At 64.9% G+C, this 18,124-nt stretch carries 18 protein-coding genes; 8 read left to right on the top strand and 10 right to left on the bottom strand.

All coding sequences use genetic code 11. From position 1 onward, the window contains the following. Positions 1–45: 45 nt before the first annotated feature. The 7 genes from LJ656_RS10535 to LJ656_RS10505 all read right to left on the bottom strand — a co-directional run bounded on the left by LJ656_RS10535 (position 46) and on the right by LJ656_RS10505 (position 6,870). A complete protein-coding gene (locus LJ656_RS10535) occupies positions 46–345 on the bottom strand; it encodes a hypothetical protein (protein WP_230509346.1) in 300 nt (99 codons plus the stop codon). 93 nt (positions 346–438) lie between these two features. Further along, positions 439–1,374, bottom strand: coding sequence for a 2-dehydropantoate 2-reductase (gene panE, locus LJ656_RS10530; protein WP_230509345.1), 936 nt, complete (start codon positions 1,372–1,374; stop codon positions 439–441). A 213-nt stretch (positions 1,375–1,587) separates the two neighbouring features. Further along, complete coding sequence (locus LJ656_RS10525) at positions 1,588–3,042, bottom strand: efflux transporter outer membrane subunit (protein WP_230509344.1); 1,455 nt, start codon at positions 3,040–3,042, stop codon at positions 1,588–1,590. 19 nt (positions 3,043–3,061) lie between these two features. Further along, entirely contained in the window at positions 3,062–4,693 is a 1,632-nt protein-coding gene (locus LJ656_RS10520) for a DHA2 family efflux MFS transporter permease subunit (protein WP_230509343.1), read from the bottom strand. Positions 4,694–4,700: 7 nt separating this feature from the next. Beyond that, positions 4,701–5,825: an HlyD family secretion protein gene (locus LJ656_RS10515; protein WP_230509342.1), complete on the bottom strand. Its 1,125-nt coding sequence runs from the start codon at positions 5,823–5,825 to the stop codon at positions 4,701–4,703. 115 nt (positions 5,826–5,940) lie between these two features. Then, positions 5,941–6,363 (bottom strand): MarR family winged helix-turn-helix transcriptional regulator, encoded by a 423-nt coding sequence (locus LJ656_RS10510; RefSeq protein WP_230509341.1) that lies wholly within the window; start codon positions 6,361–6,363, stop codon positions 5,941–5,943. 84 nt (positions 6,364–6,447) lie between these two features. Then, positions 6,448–6,870 carry a MarR family winged helix-turn-helix transcriptional regulator gene (locus tag LJ656_RS10505; protein ID WP_230509340.1) on the bottom strand — a complete coding sequence of 141 codons (423 nt, stop codon included), beginning with the start codon at positions 6,868–6,870 and terminating at the stop codon, positions 6,448–6,450. A 324-nt stretch (positions 6,871–7,194) separates the two neighbouring features. On the opposite strand from LJ656_RS10505, the gene LJ656_RS10500 reads away from it, so the two are divergent. Genes LJ656_RS10500 through LJ656_RS10485 form a run of 4 tightly spaced genes read left to right on the top strand, consistent with a single transcriptional unit; the run spans position 7,195 to position 11,430 of the window. Then, complete coding sequence (locus LJ656_RS10500) at positions 7,195–9,540, top strand: TonB-dependent receptor (protein ID WP_230509339.1); 2,346 nt, start codon at positions 7,195–7,197, stop codon at positions 9,538–9,540. A 21-nt stretch (positions 9,541–9,561) separates the two neighbouring features. Continuing rightward, a complete protein-coding gene (locus LJ656_RS10495) occupies positions 9,562–10,203 on the top strand; it encodes a MotA/TolQ/ExbB proton channel family protein (protein WP_230509338.1) in 642 nt (213 codons plus the stop codon). 2 nt (positions 10,204–10,205) lie between these two features. Next, positions 10,206–10,604 carry an ExbD/TolR family protein gene (locus LJ656_RS10490; RefSeq protein WP_230509337.1) on the top strand — a complete coding sequence of 133 codons (399 nt, stop codon included), beginning with the start codon at positions 10,206–10,208 and terminating at the stop codon, positions 10,602–10,604. Next, positions 10,585–11,430, top strand: a complete 846-nt coding sequence (locus LJ656_RS10485) for an energy transducer TonB (RefSeq protein WP_230509336.1) — start codon at positions 10,585–10,587, stop codon at positions 11,428–11,430. The genes LJ656_RS10490 and LJ656_RS10485 overlap by 20 nt, the downstream gene beginning before the upstream one ends. 97 nt (positions 11,431–11,527) lie before the next feature. Here LJ656_RS10485 and LJ656_RS10480 read toward each other — a convergent pair whose 3' ends face one another. Beyond that, entirely contained in the window at positions 11,528–12,883 is a 1,356-nt protein-coding gene (locus tag LJ656_RS10480) for an MFS transporter (RefSeq protein WP_230509335.1), read from the bottom strand. A gap of 415 nt (positions 12,884–13,298) precedes the next feature. Here LJ656_RS10480 and LJ656_RS10475 point away from each other — a divergent pair, with 415 nt between their 5' ends. The 4 genes from LJ656_RS10475 (at position 13,299) to arsH (ending at position 16,192) form a co-directional block, all read left to right on the top strand. After that, the gene (locus tag LJ656_RS10475) at positions 13,299–14,327 is read left to right on the top strand and encodes an AraC family transcriptional regulator (protein ID WP_230509334.1); all 1,029 of its coding nucleotides are present in this window, start codon (positions 13,299–13,301) and stop codon (positions 14,325–14,327) included. Positions 14,328–14,382: 55 nt separating this feature from the next. After that, on the top strand, positions 14,383–14,742 hold the full coding sequence (locus LJ656_RS10470) for an ArsR/SmtB family transcription factor (RefSeq protein ID WP_230509333.1): 360 nt from the start codon (positions 14,383–14,385) through the stop codon (positions 14,740–14,742). After that, positions 14,739–15,260 carry an arsenate reductase ArsC gene (locus LJ656_RS10465; RefSeq protein WP_230509332.1) on the top strand — a complete coding sequence of 174 codons (522 nt, stop codon included), beginning with the start codon at positions 14,739–14,741 and terminating at the stop codon, positions 15,258–15,260. Before LJ656_RS10470 ends, LJ656_RS10465 begins: the two co-directional genes overlap by 4 nt. A gap of 161 nt (positions 15,261–15,421) precedes the next feature. Then, the gene (arsH, locus tag LJ656_RS10460) at positions 15,422–16,192 is read left to right on the top strand and encodes an arsenical resistance protein ArsH (RefSeq protein ID WP_230509331.1); all 771 of its coding nucleotides are present in this window, start codon (positions 15,422–15,424) and stop codon (positions 16,190–16,192) included. 166 nt (positions 16,193–16,358) lie between these two features. Here the strand turns inward: arsH and LJ656_RS10455 are convergent, their stop codons facing one another. Further along, on the bottom strand, positions 16,359–17,261 hold the full coding sequence (locus LJ656_RS10455; protein WP_230509329.1) for an META and DUF4377 domain-containing protein: 903 nt from the start codon (positions 17,259–17,261) through the stop codon (positions 16,359–16,361). Between the two features lie 224 nt (positions 17,262–17,485). Next, on the bottom strand, positions 17,486–17,995 hold the full coding sequence (locus LJ656_RS10450; protein ID WP_230509327.1) for a hypothetical protein: 510 nt from the start codon (positions 17,993–17,995) through the stop codon (positions 17,486–17,488). Positions 17,996–18,124: the final 129 nt, after the last annotated feature.

Genomic DNA, 18,124 nt, shown 5'->3' with positions numbered 1-18,124 from the left:
AGCGGCGCTGAAGGCCGCTCGATGACCGCCGCGGCGCGGCCGGACTCAGAAGATCACCGAGATCCCGACCGCGAGCCACAGCCCGGTGACGCCGGCGAGAAACAGATGTCGCGCGATGCGGATGCGCGAGTCGCTGCCTTCGGGCTCGACCGGACTCGTGGCCATCCACGGCACGAGGCCGAGGCACGCGAAGCCGCTCAGCGCGAGCACGAACACGACGACGTCGGCCGCGCGCCACGCGGTCGGCTCGTACATGCCCCAGTAGCCGAGAAACGCGATACCGATCGAGAACACCGTTGCCGCAGCGGCGCTGAGCGCGGGCACCGAGCCAATGGGAGCCGGCATGCTTGACCTCCGATCGTTCGACTGCGGTTCGACTGCGGGTGGACTGCGGTTCGACTGCGCCGCGCGCGTGCCCGCCGCCGGCGCGGCGAACACTCAGGACGTGCGGGCCTGACGCGCTTCGTACGTCTTTAGATGACTATAGGCGATGCGCAGCAACGACAACGTCTGCTCGCTTTTGTGCTCGTCGCCGCCGCGCGCGATCAGATCGCCGAGAATGTGATCCGCCTCGGTATGCGAGTGATTTTCGACGTCGCGCAGCATCGAGGCGGTCAGCGCCGACGGTTTGAGCAGCATCTGCGCGGCGCGCGTGTCGAACGCCGCGTCCATCGTATAGCCGTTGTGTTCGGCGACCGCGCGGCATTCGCCGAGCAGTTTTTCGACGATGCGCTTGCCGTCCGGCGCCGCCAGAATATCGCCGACCGAACCGCGCATCAAGCAGGTCGTTCCCGCCAAGGTGGCGAGGAACACCCACTTTTCCCACATCCGCAGCAGGATGTTGTCGCTGACCGCCACGTCGAAATTCGCGCCGGCCATCGCGTCGGCGATCTGCTGGGTGCGCTCGGACGCGCCGCCCGCGAGTTCGCCGAACGTGATCGCCTGCATCTCGTTCAGATGCACGATGTGCTGCGCGGCATCGAGCGTCGCGGCGATCACGCACTGGCCACCGAGCACGCGCTCCTTGCCGAAGTGCGCGCACAGCACGTCGATGTGGCGCATGCCGTTGAGCATCGGCAGGATCACCGTCGCTTCGCCGACCAGCGGCGCGAACGAATCGATCGCGTCGTCGAGACTGAAGGCCTTGCAGCTGAGCAGGATCACGTCGAACGGTTCGGCGCTCACGCCGGCGAGAATCGTCTTCACGTCGTGCAGCACGAGATCGCCGCGCACGCTTTTAATGACGAGGCCGTCGCGTTGCAGCTTTTCCGCGCGGCCCGCGCGCACGAGGAAAGTCACGTCCTGCCCGGCCGCCGCGAGACGTCCGCCGAAATAACCGCCTACCGCGCCAGCCCCCACTACCAGAATTCGCATCTTGAGCCTCTTCAAAGATTTCGATCTTGCCTGCCCGCTCACCGCTCGCGCGCGTCGCCGTTGTCGATGCGGTCGATGCGAGCGTTGCGGTGCCTGTTCAGGAATGTAGCAAAGATTGAAAATCGCTTCTGGTCTGGTTGAGCGGCTGCCGGCGCGATCGTACGTGTCGCGAAGGTTGCGCGTTTCACGCGTGAACCGTGCTGCGACGCAGCGTTAGCGCGCGGCGGATTGCGTAGCCGCCGGTTGCATGCCGGTGGCCACCTTCTCGCTGTCGTCCCAGCCGCCGCCGAGCGACCGGTACAACGCGATCGCCGCGAGCGCATGTTCGCGCCGCGCCTGATTGAGCGACTCCGAATCGCGCAGAAACGCTTCCTGCGCGGCCAGCACGTCGAGAAAATCGGTCGCGCCGCCCTTGTACAGCTCGGTCGACAGCCGCAGCGCGTGATTCGACGCATCGAGCGCGCCGCCGAGACGCTCCACCTGCGCGGCGCCGCTGACCAGATCGCTGCGGTTGTCCTCGATCTCCTTGAGCGCTTGCAGCATCGTCTGTTGCAGGCCGAGTTGCGATTCGCGCATACGGCTCTCGCTCGCATCGATATTCGCGGTGATCCGCCCGGCGTTGAAGATCGGGCTGGTCGCGCTCAACGCCGCGCTGAACAGGTTGTCGGTCAGCGTCGGCAGGCCCAGATACGACGATGCGAGCAAGCCGTCGGCCAGATTGATCTTGAACTGCGGATAACGCTGCGCCTTCGATACGCCCACCTCCGCCGCGCGCTGCTCGACCTGCGCATACGCGCTGCGCACGTCGGGGCGATGCAGCAATGCATCGGACGGCAGCACCTGCGGCGCGCTTTGCGCGGGCACCGGAATCGCGCGCGCGTCGGCGAGCAGCAGTTGATCGACGCTTTCCGGAGTGCGTCCCGAATAGACGGCGATCAGGCTCATTTGATGCTGGACGGCCGACTGCATGCGCGGAATCTGCGCCTGCAAATCCTGCAACTGATTCTGCGCGCGGGCGACATCGAGCTGCGTCGATAGCCCGTAATGCAGACGCTCCTGCGTGAGCTTGAGCGCGCGACTGCGAATCTGTTCGTTGTCGTCGAGGATCCGCAACTGCGCCTGAGCCCAGCGCAAATCGATGTAAGCCGCCGCCGTATTCGCGGCGAGCGCGAGCCGCACCTGCTGCAGCGCCCCTTCGCTGCCCGACACCTGGGCCTGCGCGGCGAGTACCGCGAGACGTTCGCCGCCAAATACGTCGGGCGTCCAACTGGCGGACAGACCGAAACCGGCCTGGCGCACGTAGCCGAGCGGCGGCGGCGTGTTCTGCCGCTCGGTCGATGCACCTGCGTTCGCATTCAATTCAGGCAGCAGCGCCGCGCGATTCTGCGTGACCAGGTCCTGCGCCTGCTTGACGCGCTCGGCGGCCATCCGCACGTCGAGATTGCCGCGCAGCACCGACTCGACCAGCTCGTGCATCTGCGGGTCGCCGAACTGGTTCCACCACGCGTCGGCGCTCACGTTCTGTTGCGGCGCGTCGACGCTCCACGCGGCCGGCGCGAGCGTCTGCACCGCGTGCGGCAAATCCGCGTGGGTGGCCGGCTGCACCGCGCAGGCCGCGAGCGCCAACAATGCGGCGCTCGCCGCCAACTTCATCACTATCCGTTTCATGTTGAGCTCCCGGCTCGGTTTAATGGGCATCCGGCGGCGGCGCGGTATTGCCGAACGGCCGCGAAAACAGCACGCTCAGCAGGCCGACCACGAAGCACAGCGACACCGCGAGAAACGCATCGGAAAACGCCTGCACCAGCGCTTCGCGCATCAGCAGCGCATGCAGTTCGGCCAGTCCCGCGTGGGCCGCATCGAGCGCGTTGCCGCCGAGCGCCGCCAGATAGCCGGCCTGTTTGTGCAGCAGCGCTTCGACTGCCGGGCGACCGGCGCTCAGATGCTCGTCGAGCCGCTCGTAGTGCAGATTCAGGCGGTCGTTCAGCATCGTGCTGCTGACCGCGATGCCGATCGCGCCGCCCAGATTGCGCATCAGATTGAACAGGCCGCTCGCGGAGCGCAGCCGCGACGGCGGCAATGCGCCGAGCGCCATCGTGACGATCGGCGGAATGCAGAACTGCTGACCGATCCCGCGCAACGCCTGCGGAATCAGCAATTGCTGCCAGCCCCACTGACTCGTCAGCGGTACATACAGATAGCAGCCGATGCCGAACAGCACGAGCCCGAACACCATCAGTTTGCGCATATCGACGAAGCGCGCGAGCGTCGAATACGCGCCCAGCGCGAGCAACTGAAAACAGCCGACCGACAGCAACGCGAGGCCGATCTGCAACGAATCGAAACCGCGCACGCGGGCCAGAAACACCGGCGTCAGAAACACCGTGCAGAAGATCCCGATGCCGGTAATGAACGACAGCAGACTGCCGATTCCGAAGTTGCGCACCGCGAGCGCGCGCAGATCGACGATCGGTTCCTTCGCGGTGAATGCATGGACGAGAAACAGAAACCCGCAGATCGCCGCGACCCACGCGCACAACACGATTACGCCGTCGCCGAACCAGTTCCTGCGCGGCCCTTCTTCGAGCACGTATTCGAGGCAGCCGAGAAAACCCGACATCAGCAGGATCCCCAGGTAATCGCCCTTCTTCAGCAACGACAGATCGACTCTGTCGATATGCACGTATTTCGGCACCAGCAGCGTGACCGCGACGCCCGGCACCAGGTTCAGATAGAACAGCCAGTGCCACGACCATTGCGACGTGATCCAGCCGCCGATCACCGGGCCGATGGTCGGCGCGAGCGAGGCCAGCGCGCCGATCGTCGTCGATGCGATCAGCCGCTGCTTGCCGGGAAACAGCACGAACGCGGTGGTGAACACGGTCGGAATCATCGCGGCGCCGAGCGCGCCTTGCAGACCGCGAAACAGGATCATCGAGTTGATGTCCCACGCGAGGCCGCACAGCATGCTGGTGACCGTGAAGCCGAACGCGGAAAACGTGAACAGCCAGCGCGTCGAAAAGACCCGCGTGAGCCAGCCGGACATCGGAATCACGATGATCTCCGCGATCAGATACGAGGTCTGCACCCACGACAACTCGTCCTGGCTCGCGGACAGGCCGCCGCCGATATCGCGCAGCGACGACGCGACGATCTGGATATCGAGCGTCGCCATGAAAAAGCCGACGCACATCAGCGCGAACGCGAATACCTTGGTGCGGGTCGGCTGGTCGGCGGGGTTGTCGGTGAAGTGGGCGGCTGTGGTGGCGGACGCGTTGGCGGGCCGGGTGCCCGCGAGACTGCCGGTAGCGGTCGTCATGATCGGCTTACCCGCGCGTGGTGGGATTGGCGGCGCCGTTGCCGGCAGGGTGCCCCGAATCGACGTGCACCTTCACCGTCGCGGACAGCCCCGGGCGCAGCACGCCCTGCATGTCGCTCGGCACGTCGAGCCGCACCCGCACCGGCACGCGCTGGACGATCTTCGTGAAGTTGCCGGTCGCATTCTCCGCCGGCAGCACGCTGAAGGTCGCGCCGGTCGCCGGCGCGAGGCTTTCGACCACGCCATGCAGCGCCCGGCTCGATGCATCGAGTTCGACATCGACGCTGTCGCCCGCGCGCATCTTCTTCAACTGATCTTCCTTGAAATTCGCATCGATCCACAGGCCGCTCGCCGGCACCACCGTCAGCAGCGACACGCCGGTATTCGCGAGCAGCCCGACCCGCGCGCTGCGATTGCCGACATATCCGTCGATCGGCGCGCGAATCGTCGTGTACTCGACGTTCAGCGCGGCGACCCGCTGCGCGGCTTCGGCGGTCGCGATGCGCGCTTTCGCGTCGCCGATCTGCGCATCGAGCACCGCGATCTGGCGTTGCGCGGCGAGCAGTGCCGCGCCGCTGCGATCGACCGCCGCGCGCGCCTTGCTCAGATCGGCATCCGCGCGCTCGACCACCTGGTTCGATACCGCGTCGTCCTTGACCAGTTCGCGGTAGCGGGTCTGATCGGCGGCGCTGCGCGTCAACTCAGCGCCCGACGCGCGGACCTCGGCGGCCCGCTCACTGATCGACGCCAGTTGCAGCGCTTTCCTCGCTTCGAGTTCGGTGACCGCGGCCCGCGCGCTCTCGACCTCGGCAGTGGCCTGCGCGAGGCGCGCGTCGTAGTCGCGGGCATCGAGCCGGATCAGCACCTGATTCGCGTGCACGAACTCGTTGTCGCGCACCAGCACGTCGGTGACGAAGCCGTTTACTTTCGGCGCCATCACGGTGACGTCGCCGCCCACATAGGCGTCGTCGGTCGTCTCGACAAAGCGGCCGACGAAAAACCAGTACGACAGCGCGAGCGCCAGCGCGACGAGAACCGTCAGGACCGCGAGCAGCATCCACGGGATGCGGCGCGCCTGGCGGGCGGGTTGCAGCGCGCTCGGCGGCGCGGCGGTCGAAGGGGTGGTGGACATGATGTCGATATGTGCGTATGCACTCTTCAGGTTGAAAAAAACGGCGCGCGGCGCCGGCCTCCACTGCTGGTGTTCTGCTCGTATGCTGCTGTGCTGCTGGGGTGCTACCGCCCGTTCAAAGCGAATCTTTGGTGATCGCAAACAACTCGCTGCGCAACGCGGCCGCGCGCTGTTCGCCGAAGCGGTCTTCGAATTCGGCCTGCGCCGCATACCAGTGCGCGCGGCCCGCGCTCACGCGCTGTTCGCCCGCGGCCGTCAGCGAGATCAGCAGCGTGCGCGCATCGGCGCCGAGCGCGTCGCTCGTCACCAGCCCATCGCGCCGTAGCGGCTGGATCGTGCGAACCAGCGTGGTGCGCTGCATGCGCATCTGTTCGGCGATCTGCTTCATCGTCATCGGGCCGACGCGTTTAAGCCGGACCAGCAGCGAAAATTGCGTGATCGTCAGCCCGACCTTCGACAGATGCCGGTCATAAAGCTGCGATACGTGGCGCGCGGCCTGGCGGATCGCAAAGCAGTCGTCGTCTAACAGCGCTTCCATGTCGCGGTACGTCCCGGTTGGTCAGTGCATATGCACATTTAGCGGCGCAATAAAATCCGCCGCGGCGGGTCTGCGCACACCGTTTTAATCGGTGATGCTGAACAACTCGGCGCGCAGCGTCTTCGCGCGGGCGCGGCCGAACTTCGTTTCGAACTCTTGCTGCGCGCCGCGCCACGCAACCGCAGCCTGATCGAAGCGCGTCTCGCCCTGCTCCGTCAGGCTGAACAGCAGCGTGCGGCCATCGTGCTCCGCCGGCTCGGCCGCCACCAGGCCATCGCGCTGCAACGGCTTCATCGCGCGGACCAACGTGGTGCGCTCCATCACCATCGAGTCGGCGAGGTCGGCGACCGGTTGATTCGGCGTGCGCGCGAGCTTCGCGAGGATCGTGAACTGCGCGGCCGTCAGGCCGACGCCGCTCAGATGGCGCTCGTAGATCTGCGTGACGTGCCGCGCCGCCTGGCGCAGCGCGAAGCAGTTGCATTCGTCGTAGGAGAGAGGACGGTTCATGCGACGAAGCATAGGTGTGCATATGCACGCAGTCAAGTTTTTTTGCAGTGGCCTCGCACTGGCGCGTCGACGCTCGTGATTTGCCGGTCGTTGCAAGCCCGCGCTAAAGGCTTGTCAGTCGTGAATGTTATGTTATAACATCTCTCGCGTTGTTCGACCGTACCCGACTGCTTCGCGCCAATCAGCACCCGGCAGCACAAAGCAGCGCACGCGCACGCCACCACTTTTCCGATCGCATGCTTGCCCCGCTCCGGGGACGAGGCAGGCGGGACTTCGCCGGTCGCCAAAGAACCACCAACGCATCGTCATCAACGAGCCACAACAATGAAAAACCGCACACTGACCGCCCAGGCGGCGCTGCTGTTCTGCGCCGTCGCTTCGAACGCATGGGGAGCGTCCACTCAAGCAGTCCTGACGGGCTCGGTCTCCGATCCCGCCGGCCAACCGGTTTCACACGCCAGAGTCGAAGTGCAGGACGCGAGCGGCGCGGCGATCGGCAGCGCCAGCACTGACACGGCGGGCCGTTTTGCGATCGACGGCGTCGCGCCCGGCACCTATGCGGTCGTCGTCAGCGCGCCCGGTTTTGCCAGCGGCAGCCGCATCGCGACCGCCGGGTCCGGCACGTCGGCCGCCATCGACGTGCAACTGCAAAAGAGCGACACGCTCGACGTACAGGTCAACGCGCAACGTCTGAACGCGGCCCGCAACGGCCTGCTGCCCGAGACCGGCAGCAGCGTCTACCGCTTCAGCCAGGCCGATATCGCGACGCTGCCGGCGGGCGCGAACACGCCGCTCAACCAGGTGCTGCTGCAGGCGCCCGGCGTCACCAACGACTCATACGGTCAGGTGCACGTGCGCGGCGAGCACTCGAATCTGCAATACCGGATCAACGGCATCATCATTCCCGAGCCGATCAGCGGCTTCGGCCAGTCGCTCGATACCCGCATCATCGACCAGATGAATCTGCTGACCGGCGCGCTGCCCGCGCAGTACGGCTATCGCACGGCCGGCATTGTCGATATCCGCACCAAAACCGGCGACACCGGCAACGGCGGCTCGATCGACGTCTACGGCGGCAGCCATCAGACCATCCGCACCAGCGCCGACGTGTACGGCAGCGAGGGACCGTTCAGCTACTACCTGAGCGGCTCGCTCGGGATGAACAATCTCGGCATCGAGAACCCGACTTCGAGCGCGACCGCGATTCACAATCACACGCGCCAGGGCAATGCGTTCGGCTATCTGTCGTATCTGCTCAATCCGCTCACGCGCGTGAGCGTGCTGTTCGGCGCGACCGGCAATCAATTCCAGATTCCGAATACGCCGGGCTTGCCGACCAACTTCGAACTCGCCGGTCACGACACGTTCGACTCGTCGCAACTGAACGAAAACCAGTCCGAGCTGAGCAACTTCGCGGCGATCGCGCTGCAAGGGACCAACGGCGGCGCGTTCGATTATCAGCTGGCGTTTTTCACCCGCTACACGCGCACCAAGTTCAATCCCGATCCGATCGGCGACCTGATGTTCAACGGTGTCGCGTCCGAGAACTTTCACAGCAATCGGGCCAATGGCGTGCAGGCGGATACGACGTGGCGTCTTAACGACCGCCATACCGTTCGCGCGGGATTGTTTTTCCAGCAGGAACGCGCGGTATTCGACGACAACGTCAGCGTTTTCGCGGCCGACGAGGACGGCGATCAGCTCTCCAACGTGCCGTTCACCATTCACGACAGCAGCCGCAAAACCGGCTATCTGTACGGCCTGTACGCGCAGGACGAATGGAAAGTCACCGACCGTCTGACGCTCAATTACGGGCTGCGCTACGACCGGATGAACCAGTACATCAGCGCCGGCCAGTTGAGTCCGCGCGTCGGCCTGCTCTATACGCTCACGCCGTCGACAACCGTGCATGCCGGCTACGCGCGCTACTTCACGCCGCCGCCGTTCGAACTGGTGTCCGGTGCGACGATCTCGAAGTTCGACGGTACGACTAATCAAAGTCCGTCGAGCCAGAACGATCCGGTGCGGCCCGAGCGCAGCCATTATTTCGACGTGGGCGTCACGCACAAACTGAATTCGGCCGTCACGCTCGGACTCGATGCGTACTACAAGCAGGCGCGCGATCTGCTCGACGAAGGACAGTTCGGTTCCGCGCTGATCTACGCGCCGTTCAACTACCGCTACGGCAAAACCTATGGGGTGGAATTCACCGCGAACTACAAAAGCAGCAACCTGTCCGCGTATCTGAATCTCGCGTATAGCCGCACCCGGGGCAAGCAGATCAACTCCGCGCAGTTCAACTTCGACGCCGACGAACTCGCGTACATCGCGGACAACTGGGTGTATCTCGATCACGACCAGCGTGTGACCGCGTCGTTCGGCGCGGCTTACGACTTCCGCAACACCACCTTCACGTTCGACGGCATCGTCGGCTCGGGCTTGCGCAGCGGCTTCGTCAATACCGAGCGACTGCCGGTCTACGCGCAGGTGAACCTCGGCGTGATCCAGCATTTCAACGAGCCGCTGATCGGCAAGGTCGACGCGCGGCTGGTCGTGATCAATGCGTTCAATCGCGTGTACCAGTTGCGCGACGGTTCCGGCATCGGCGTCGGCGCGCCGCAATACGGCCCGCGCTTCGCGGTCTACGGCGGCATCACCAAGTACTTCTAAGCACGCGCACGGAGAATCAGCATGGATGAATGGACTGGATTGGTCGCGGCGCTGCGCACCGGCGGATGGATCATGTATCCGCTCAGCCTGCTCGGCGTGCTCGCTTTGACGATCATCTTCGAGCGCGCGTATGTATTCGCGCGCTTCGCGAGGGCGCCGGCGGCGCTGCTCGAGCCGGATACATCGGATACGCCTGATATGCCGGCGCAGACCGCTGACGGCGTCGAGCGGCTGGCGACGCAGCATGCGTTTCGCCGCATGGCCGCTGCGTGGCGGCCCGACGCGACCACGCCGTTGTGGCTGCGCGAAGCGTCGGCGCAAGCGATCGCCGCGCGCATCGAACGCGACATGAGCCGTGGGCTGTGGCTGCTGGAGACGATCGTAACGGCGGCGCCGCTGCTCGGGCTGCTTGGCACGATCGTCGGGATGATGCAGTCGTTCAAGCTGTTCGGCGGCGACGGGCTCGTCGATCCGGCCGGCGTGACCGGCGGCGTCGCGCAGGCGCTGGTGGCGACCGCGGTCGGGCTGATCGTCGCGGTATTCGCGCTGTTCGCGTTCAACTATTTCTCGCGACGCCTCGAGCGGCTGATGGACGAACTCGAACTGTTCGCGAACGCGCGCCTGAATGCGCTGCGCGCGCGCGACGAAACGAGCGGAGCCTGACGATGAAACTGCGTCGCTCGCGGACCTCGAAACGAGGCCGCATCGAAATCATTCCGATGATCGACGTGATGTTCTTTCTGCTCGCGACCTTCATGCTTGCGTCGCTCGCGATGCAGCGTCTCGACGCGGTCCGCATCGACCTGCCCGCCGGCCGCGCGCAAACGCTCAGCGAGCACGAACCGCTGACGATCGCCGTCGACGGCAACGACGCCGTGTCGATCAACCGGCAGCCGGTGCGCGCGGAGCAGATCGAGGCGGAAGTGAAGCGTCTGCTGCGCGCGGACGGCAATGTCGTGATCGCCGCCGACGACCATGCCGGGCACGGCGCGGTCGTGCAGGCGATGCTGGCCGCCCGGCGCGCGGGCGCCGAGCATTTTCTGATTGCCGTGCATCGTGAATAGAGCCTGTTTCCAGGGGTGTTCCGAGCGGTGGCTGCACGCGACGCGCAGTGCACTTGCGTTCGTGCTGGCGTTGGGGCTGTGGGTGGGCGTGCTCGCGATTCTGTCGTCGCGGTCGATGGTGCACGTCAGCGATGCGCGTCGGCCGGCGGCTGCGTTGGATATGCGCGTAGTCTTGATGAATGCGCCGGCGGCAACGGGTGCCGCGCCAGCCGCGGAAAAAACGCCGGCACCGGTGAAGCCTGTAGTACAAACGCCGATGCCGCCCGCCACGAGCAGATCAAAGCCGGTCAGCACGCGTGACGATGTTGCGCGTCACGATGCGCAACGGGAAACGCAACATGCCACGCAACGTGAAGCGCGAGAGCAGCGAATAAAGCCGGCCGTCACCGCAGAGCCGCCACCGCACGCGCGCCAAGAAGCCGCCGAGGCGCCGCCCGCCGCTGGTCCGCCGATTAGCACAGCGCGATCGGCCTCCACAGACGCCCCACCCTCCGCTGCCGCCTCGTCTGCGTCGAGCGCATCGACTACGTCAACCGCATCAGCCACCGCGACCGGTGCCACCACCACCGCCCGCACCATCGCGCAGCCTCTCCCGACACTGCCCGACGACCTGCGCGAACAGGCGTACCGCACGGTCGCGACCGCGCGCTTCACGATTCACGTCGACGGCTCGGTCGACGTCGAACTACTGAAGGCCACCCCGAATCCGCGCCTGAACGGCTTGCTGCTCGAATCGTTACGGCGCTGGCGCTTCTTCCCGGCACTACGCGACGGTCATGCGGTCGAAAGCACGCAAGACATTCGCGTACATTTCAACGTCAGTTGAGGAGTTGCTAGAGGGAGTCGCGCAAAAAAAGCGCGGGAAAAGCAGAAGAACTTTGCCGACTCCCACCGGACTACTGAAGATCTAAAACCGGTTGCATCTAGCTGCGCGCGACCTGCTGCGCGGCGACCGGCGCGCTGACCTCGACCTGATGCGAGGCCGAGCGGCGATGATCGATCAGCGCGACCGCGGCGGCCGCGATTAGTGCGGGCAGACCGATGGCCATGAAGTTCTGCTGCAGCGGCAGGCCCATGCCGACCAGCACGCCGATCAGGATCGGCGCGACGATCGCGCCGCCGCGGCCGACGCCCAGCGCCCAGCCGATGCCGGTCGAGCGCACGGCCAGCGGATAGAACTGCCCGGCGTACGCGCAATTGACGATCTGCGTGCCGATCGTCGACGCACCCGCGAGACCCACCAGCACGAACAGCACAGCGGTCGGCATCGGGTAACCGAGCAGCGAGATCGACACCGCGGCGAGCAGATACATGCCGACCAGCACGTACTTGATATGCAGCTTGTCCGCCAGCCAGCCGCCGCCGATCGCGCCGATCATCGCGCCGAAGTTCAGCACCAGCACGAAGGTCAACGCCGAACCCAGGCTATAGCCGGCGGACGCCATCAGCTTGGTCAACCACGAGCTGAGCGCATAGACCATGAACAGGCACATGAACGTGCCGACCCAGAACATCAGCGTGCTGAAGCCGCGGCCGTCGGCGAACAGCTGGCCCATCGACGCCTTGCTCTGCTCCGCGCGGTTCAGCACGAAGCGGTCGCCGCTGCGCTGCTGGTAGCTCGGATCGAGCCGGCCGGCAATCCGCGCGAGCTTGTCGGTGTCGCCCTTGCCGATCAGAAACGCCATCGATTCCGGCATCCATTTGAGCAGCAGCGGCACCAGCAGAACCGGCGCGCCCGCGGCGACGAACACCGACGGCCAGCCGAAGCGTTCGATCATCCCCTTGCCGAGCACCGCAGCCAGCATCCCGCCGACCGAGTAGCCGCTGAACATCAGCGTGACCATCGTGCTGCGCAAACGGCGCGGCGCATATTCGGTCATCTGCGCGATCACGTTCGGCATCACGCCGCCGATCCCGATCCCCGCGAGAAAACGGGCAACGCCGAATTCGACCGGCGTCGCGGCAAGACCGGCCAGCGCGGTGAAAACACTGAACAGCGCGAGACAGATCGCGATCGCCCAGCGACGGCCGATGCGATCCGCGACCGTGCCGAACACGATATTGCCGAACATCATTCCGAACAGCGCGGAGCTGACCATGAAGCCGGCCTTCGCCGGATTGACGCCCATCTCCTTCATGATCGACGGCAGCGCAATGCCGGCGACCGCGAGGTCATAGCCGTCGAAGATGATGATGAGCGCGCACCAGATCAGCACGATGTAGTGCAGAGCGCTGAGCTTCGCGTTCTCGGCGAGCGCGTGCAAATTGATTTCCCGCATGGATGTCTGCTCCTTTTCAAAGCCTTACCGCGACGACGCAAGGCCAGATCGGGCGCCGCCGCGTCGCTTCGGAGCACGACAGCTCTGAAGTCGAACGCTTGCCGGATGGCCGGCGGCGCGGGTTTTCTACGTATGAACGGGCGCAGTGTATGAATCCAGAAAGGTTTCCACTATCCAGAAATTGCACATCAGCTATCCAGGTCAGTCCGCTTTTTTCCTCGCTGACATACACTGGCTCCGACCCATGCGGCGATAGCAGTCGCTTTCCCGATTCGGCGCATCGGAGAGCAGCGCTATGCCCGGCCCATCGCCACCTCCGCACGGGACATTCACGCCTGCGAAAGAGGCCTGAAACAGCGGCATTCCGATAGTTCGGAATGCGACGGGAAGCGCACCAGGCAACATTGGAGACGGCATGACTTTGTCAACGAAATCTGAAGCGCTGTCGGCGCTGTATCGCAATTGCCTGTTCCGTTCCGACAACGCCGCCGATAGCCATGAGCACGTCGCGCGCGAATTAAGCGATCACGTACTACATTGGAAACGTGGTGTGCCGGATACCGCGCTATTCAAGGTGCAGTTGAATCATCTGCGCATCTACGCGCTGCAATACGGTGCGGAGGTCGAGGTCACGCCACAACCGTTCGACGGCTTTTCGCTCGTGCATACGTCGTTGCGAGGGGGCGCGCAAATCGAATGCGACGGTACTGTGATGAGCGTCGCCGAGGGTCGCACCGCCGTGTTGTCGCCGCAACGAAGCGTACGGCTGCGCTGGTCGCCGGGGACCCAGCAGTTCATCGTCAGAGTGCCGGATGCGTTGATGCTGGAGGTGGCGGGCCGCGCGCCCGACGATGAACTCGATCTGGTGCCGGGCCGGTTGCTGCCGCAGTCGCTCGGTTCGCAGTGGGACCTGATCACGCAGTCGTTGCTGAACATTGCCGCGCAATCGGGCAGCGGCGATCTGCGGCGCGAGTGGAGCGATCATTTCGAACGCAATCTCGCGCTGTTTCTACTGATGCATCAGCCGCCGCAAGCAGCGCCGGCGCCCGCGTCAGCGCTTGAATCAGCCGAGCCGGCCCATTACGGCGCCGACACGCGACCGCACAACGGCGGCGCGAAACAGATGGAAGTATTGCTCGAATACATCGACTCGCGGCTGTGCGCGCCGATCTCGCTCGAAGATCTCGCGCGGGTGGCCGGGGTCAGTTTTCGCACGCTGAATGTGATGTGCCGGCGCCATCATGGCGTGACGCCGATGGAACTGCTGCGCAACATCCGCCTCGAAGCGGCGCGCACTCGTCTGCTGACCGAGTCCGCATGCAGCATCACCGATACCGCGCTAGCGTTCGGCTTCGGCCATCTCGGTCGCTTCTCCGCGTATTACTTCGCGCGTTTCAATGAATTGCCCAGCGATACGCAGAAGCGCCGGCAACGGTGTGCGTAACCGTCTCATTTCAACATTTATTGAAATATAAAGGCGCACCGTGTAGAGTGCGCGCATGGACACCATCAACGCCGTCCGCGCCCTCGGCGCGCTCGCTCACGAATCCCGCCTCGCGATCTTTCGCCAACTCGTCGTGGCCGGCCCTCAGGGCATGGCCGCCGGCGACATCGCGCAGGCATTGGGCATCTCGCCGTCCGGCCTGTCGTTTCATCTGAAGGACCTCACTCACGCCGAACTCGTGAGTCCGCGGCAGGAAGGACGCTTCGTCATTTACACCGCCAACTTCGACGCGATGACGTCGCTGCTGGGTTTTCTCACCGACAACTGTTGTGCCGGCGCGCCGTGCACGGCCAGCGATCCGGCGGCGTGCCGCCCCCCGGCCGAAACCGTCAAGCATTCCCGGAAGCGCAAGTGAACGATCAACCGTACTCCATACTGATTCTCTGCACCGGCAACAGCGCGCGCAGCATCATGGCCGAAGCGCTATTGAACGTGCACGGCAATGGCAGATTGCGCGCTTATAGCGCGGGCAGCCACCCGTCCGGCACCGTCAATCCGTTCGCGATCGAGCAATGCAAAACGCTCGGCTACGACACCGCGCGGATGCGCAGCAAAAGCTGGGATGAATTCGCCGGGCCCGGCGCGCCGCGCATGGACTTCGTGATTACCGTGTGCGACCAGGCGGCCGGCGAAACCTGTCCGTTGTGGCCTGGTCAGCCGATCACCGCGCATTGGGGTTTCGAAGACCCAGCCGCTGCACAGGGTAGCGACGACGACAAGCGCAAGGTTTTTCGGCAGGTATATCGACAGATCGGGAGCCGTGTGCGCCAGTTTCTGAATCTGCCGCTGGAGCAGCTCGACCGCGCGGCGATCCAGCGCGAGATGCGCGCGATCGGCGCGCGGCCGCCCGGGGACAACGATGAGCAGCCTTGAACTTCGCGCGCAAGCGCGCCCGGCGATCGGTTTTTTTTGAGCGCTACTCGGGGCTCGCGTATCTGCTCAATTGCCGGCTCGGCGTCGCCCACTGCGTGGCCGGGCCACATGTACGAAGCCCCGCCCCGTGGCATCGCCTCCACCACCCGGAACCACTGACCATGCTCGACGATCTGCCCAACCTCGACCCGGCACGCTTCGATATACCGGATCTGCGCAAGCTGACGCCCGCGCAAAACTCGATGCATCCGCCGCGCATCCTGCTGCTGTATGGCTCGTTGCGCGCGACTTCATACAGCCGGCTGCTGACCTTCGAAGCCGAGCGCATCCTGCGCCGCCTGGGCGCCGACACCCGCGTGTTCGATCCCGACGGTCTGCCGATCGCTGACAGCGTCCCGGCCGATCATCCGAAAGTCGTCGAATTGCGCGAACTGTCCGCGTGGTCGGAGGGCCAGGTGTGGTGCAGCCCCGAGCGGCACGGCAATCTGACCGCCGTGTTCAAGAATCAGATCGACTGGCTGCCGTTGGAGAGCGCTGGCATCCGGCCGACTCAGGGCCGCACGCTGGCGGTCATGCAGGTCTGCGGCGGCTCGCAATCGTTCAACGCGGTCAATGCGCTGCGGGTGCTCGGCCGCTGGATGCGGATGGTGACGATTCCGAATCAGTCGTCGGTGGCAAAGGCGTATCAGGAGTTCGACGAAGCCGGCCGGATGAAACCGTCGGCCTATTACGAACGCGTGGTTGACGTGATGGAGGAGTTGTTCAAGTTCACGCTGTTGGTGCGGGATCGTTCGGACTACCTGACGAATCGCTACAGCGAGCGCACGAAATCAGCCCCCGTGGTGGCAAGCACGCTCGCCGGGGCGGCCATGCGGCACGAAGGCACGTCGAACGCCGATAGCGACGATAGCGACGACAGCGAAACCGAATGAGTCGCGCGTGAAAGTGACAAGGCGCCCGACGCGCTGCGGGCCACCGCGCAGTTCATGCATCTATGTCCGGCGACCGCCGTCTGCATAACGAAGCCCATACGCTGATAGGCCGGTCTGCAGCGCGCCGGTACACCGGTTGCCGGCTCGCGCGCCGCGCAGCACCTCTCTACGGCCCGACCTTCTCCGACTCCACCACCAGATCGAGCACATATGCGACCGTCGGCGCGTCGACCGGCGCATTCTTGACGGTGAAACGTTTGACTCGCAACACGTTACGCATGCCCGGCGTGTGCGTATAACCGTCGATCGTCTGATTCAGCGGTTGCCACGGCCCGGGCGTGCCGCTCGCGAGGCCCTGTTCGTCGAAATGACGTTCGCGCACCTGCAGACATTGCTGGTTGGCCATCAACGGATGGTTGCACGGCACCGTCTGCGGCGCGATCTCCAGGAACGCAATTTCGCCGGGACCGCCGTAGCGCGTTTCCGCGGTCGGCATGCCGATAAAGCTCAGCGTATCGCCGCTATCGGTCACCAGTTGCAGGCTCGGCACGTTGTCGCGGTCCAGCAGTTTGACGGCGAGGCTGCCACGCAGACGCTGGGAGATCGCATCGTCGAGCGCGGCGAGGCCGGCATCGTGACAGGCCATCATCGTGCTCACCATCGGCCCGACCTGCAAACGTCCTTTCCTGATGCTGTAGCCGGCGCCCAGGTTGTTGCAGCTATTGACGACGTTCATGCGGTCCGCGTTGAAGTCCAGTTGCAAAGGCTGACCGGGACGCACGAACAGCGCATCGATGCGGGAACCCTTGCTGTCGATCGCGTTGCTGAGTTGCCAGTGATAGCGGCTCAGCAGGTCGGCCCCGCTCGCCGCGGGCGCGCTCGCGGCGGTGGCCGCAGGTGCGGGCGCTGCGCTGTTGGCTGTCGGTGCACCGGTTGCGGTCGCGGCGGTAGTGGCGCCCGCCGCAGTCGTCGTAGTCGTGGCAGTCGTTGTGGAAGCCGGTCCGGTCGCTTCCGGCGTTTGCGCGCAGGCGGCAAGCACGAGCGGCAGCAATAGCATGCGGTATTTCACGTCGGCACCTCTGTGAGTTCAGTGGATGATCCTGGCGTCTGGCCGCGTCGAGAGCGAGTTCGACGACGCGCCGCGCAAATCGCTGGCAGGAAGACTCGAGGAGCCGGTGAAATAAAACACCCGGCGGCATTGCGCCGGGTTGTTCGCACCTGCCCGTTCAGGCCGCCAGCCGCGACTTGACGACCGACAGCATAACGCAGGTGGATGACGCGAAGCGCGCGGGCTCAATAGCCTGGCGCCGCCTGAACTCGAAAGCGCGGCCGCAGCAGCAGATAAAACGCGGCCCCGTGCGTGATCATCAGCAACGGCACGTAAATGATCGGAATCGCGTAGGTCGCGCCGAGTTCGGCCGCGTGCGCGGGAAGATCGGCCTGCACCGCATGCGCGTAGTCGACAATCAGATCGATCGCGCCGGCCAGATTGAACGCGACGACGAACGACCAGAACAGCGGCCGCACCCGCGCGGTGAGCAGCGCGAGCATCGCCAGCAGCCCGGTGATGAAATCGCCGTACGCGGCGAACGTCGCGAAACCGGCGGGCAGCCCGTTACCGACCACGCCAGGCAGCACAAACACCAGCCCGAAGAAGCGGAAGCTATGCAAGGTGGCGATCGCGCGTTGCGCATCGAACGGATTCATCGCCTTGAGTTTCGGCCATATGTAAGTGCCGAAACACAGCAGCCAGGCCACATATCCCAGCACCAGATGCAATTGAAAAAGAAGTCGCGGTGACATGTGTCGCCTCCTGTCGGGTGAACTGCGGTCGTCACGAAAAACAATGCGCGAGCGCACAGATTGCACGCGGCCCGAAGTACTGGCCGGCGCGCTTGCCCGCTGTGGACGCGCTGGTGACAGGTGTACCAT

Origin of the sequence: Paraburkholderia sejongensis, assembly GCF_020880815.1 — a bacterium.
Taxonomy (GTDB): Bacteria; Pseudomonadota; Gammaproteobacteria; order Burkholderiales; family Burkholderiaceae; genus Paraburkholderia; species Paraburkholderia sejongensis.
Note: the sequence above shows the minus strand (reverse complement) of the source record. Positions and strands in the feature narration are given on the sequence as shown.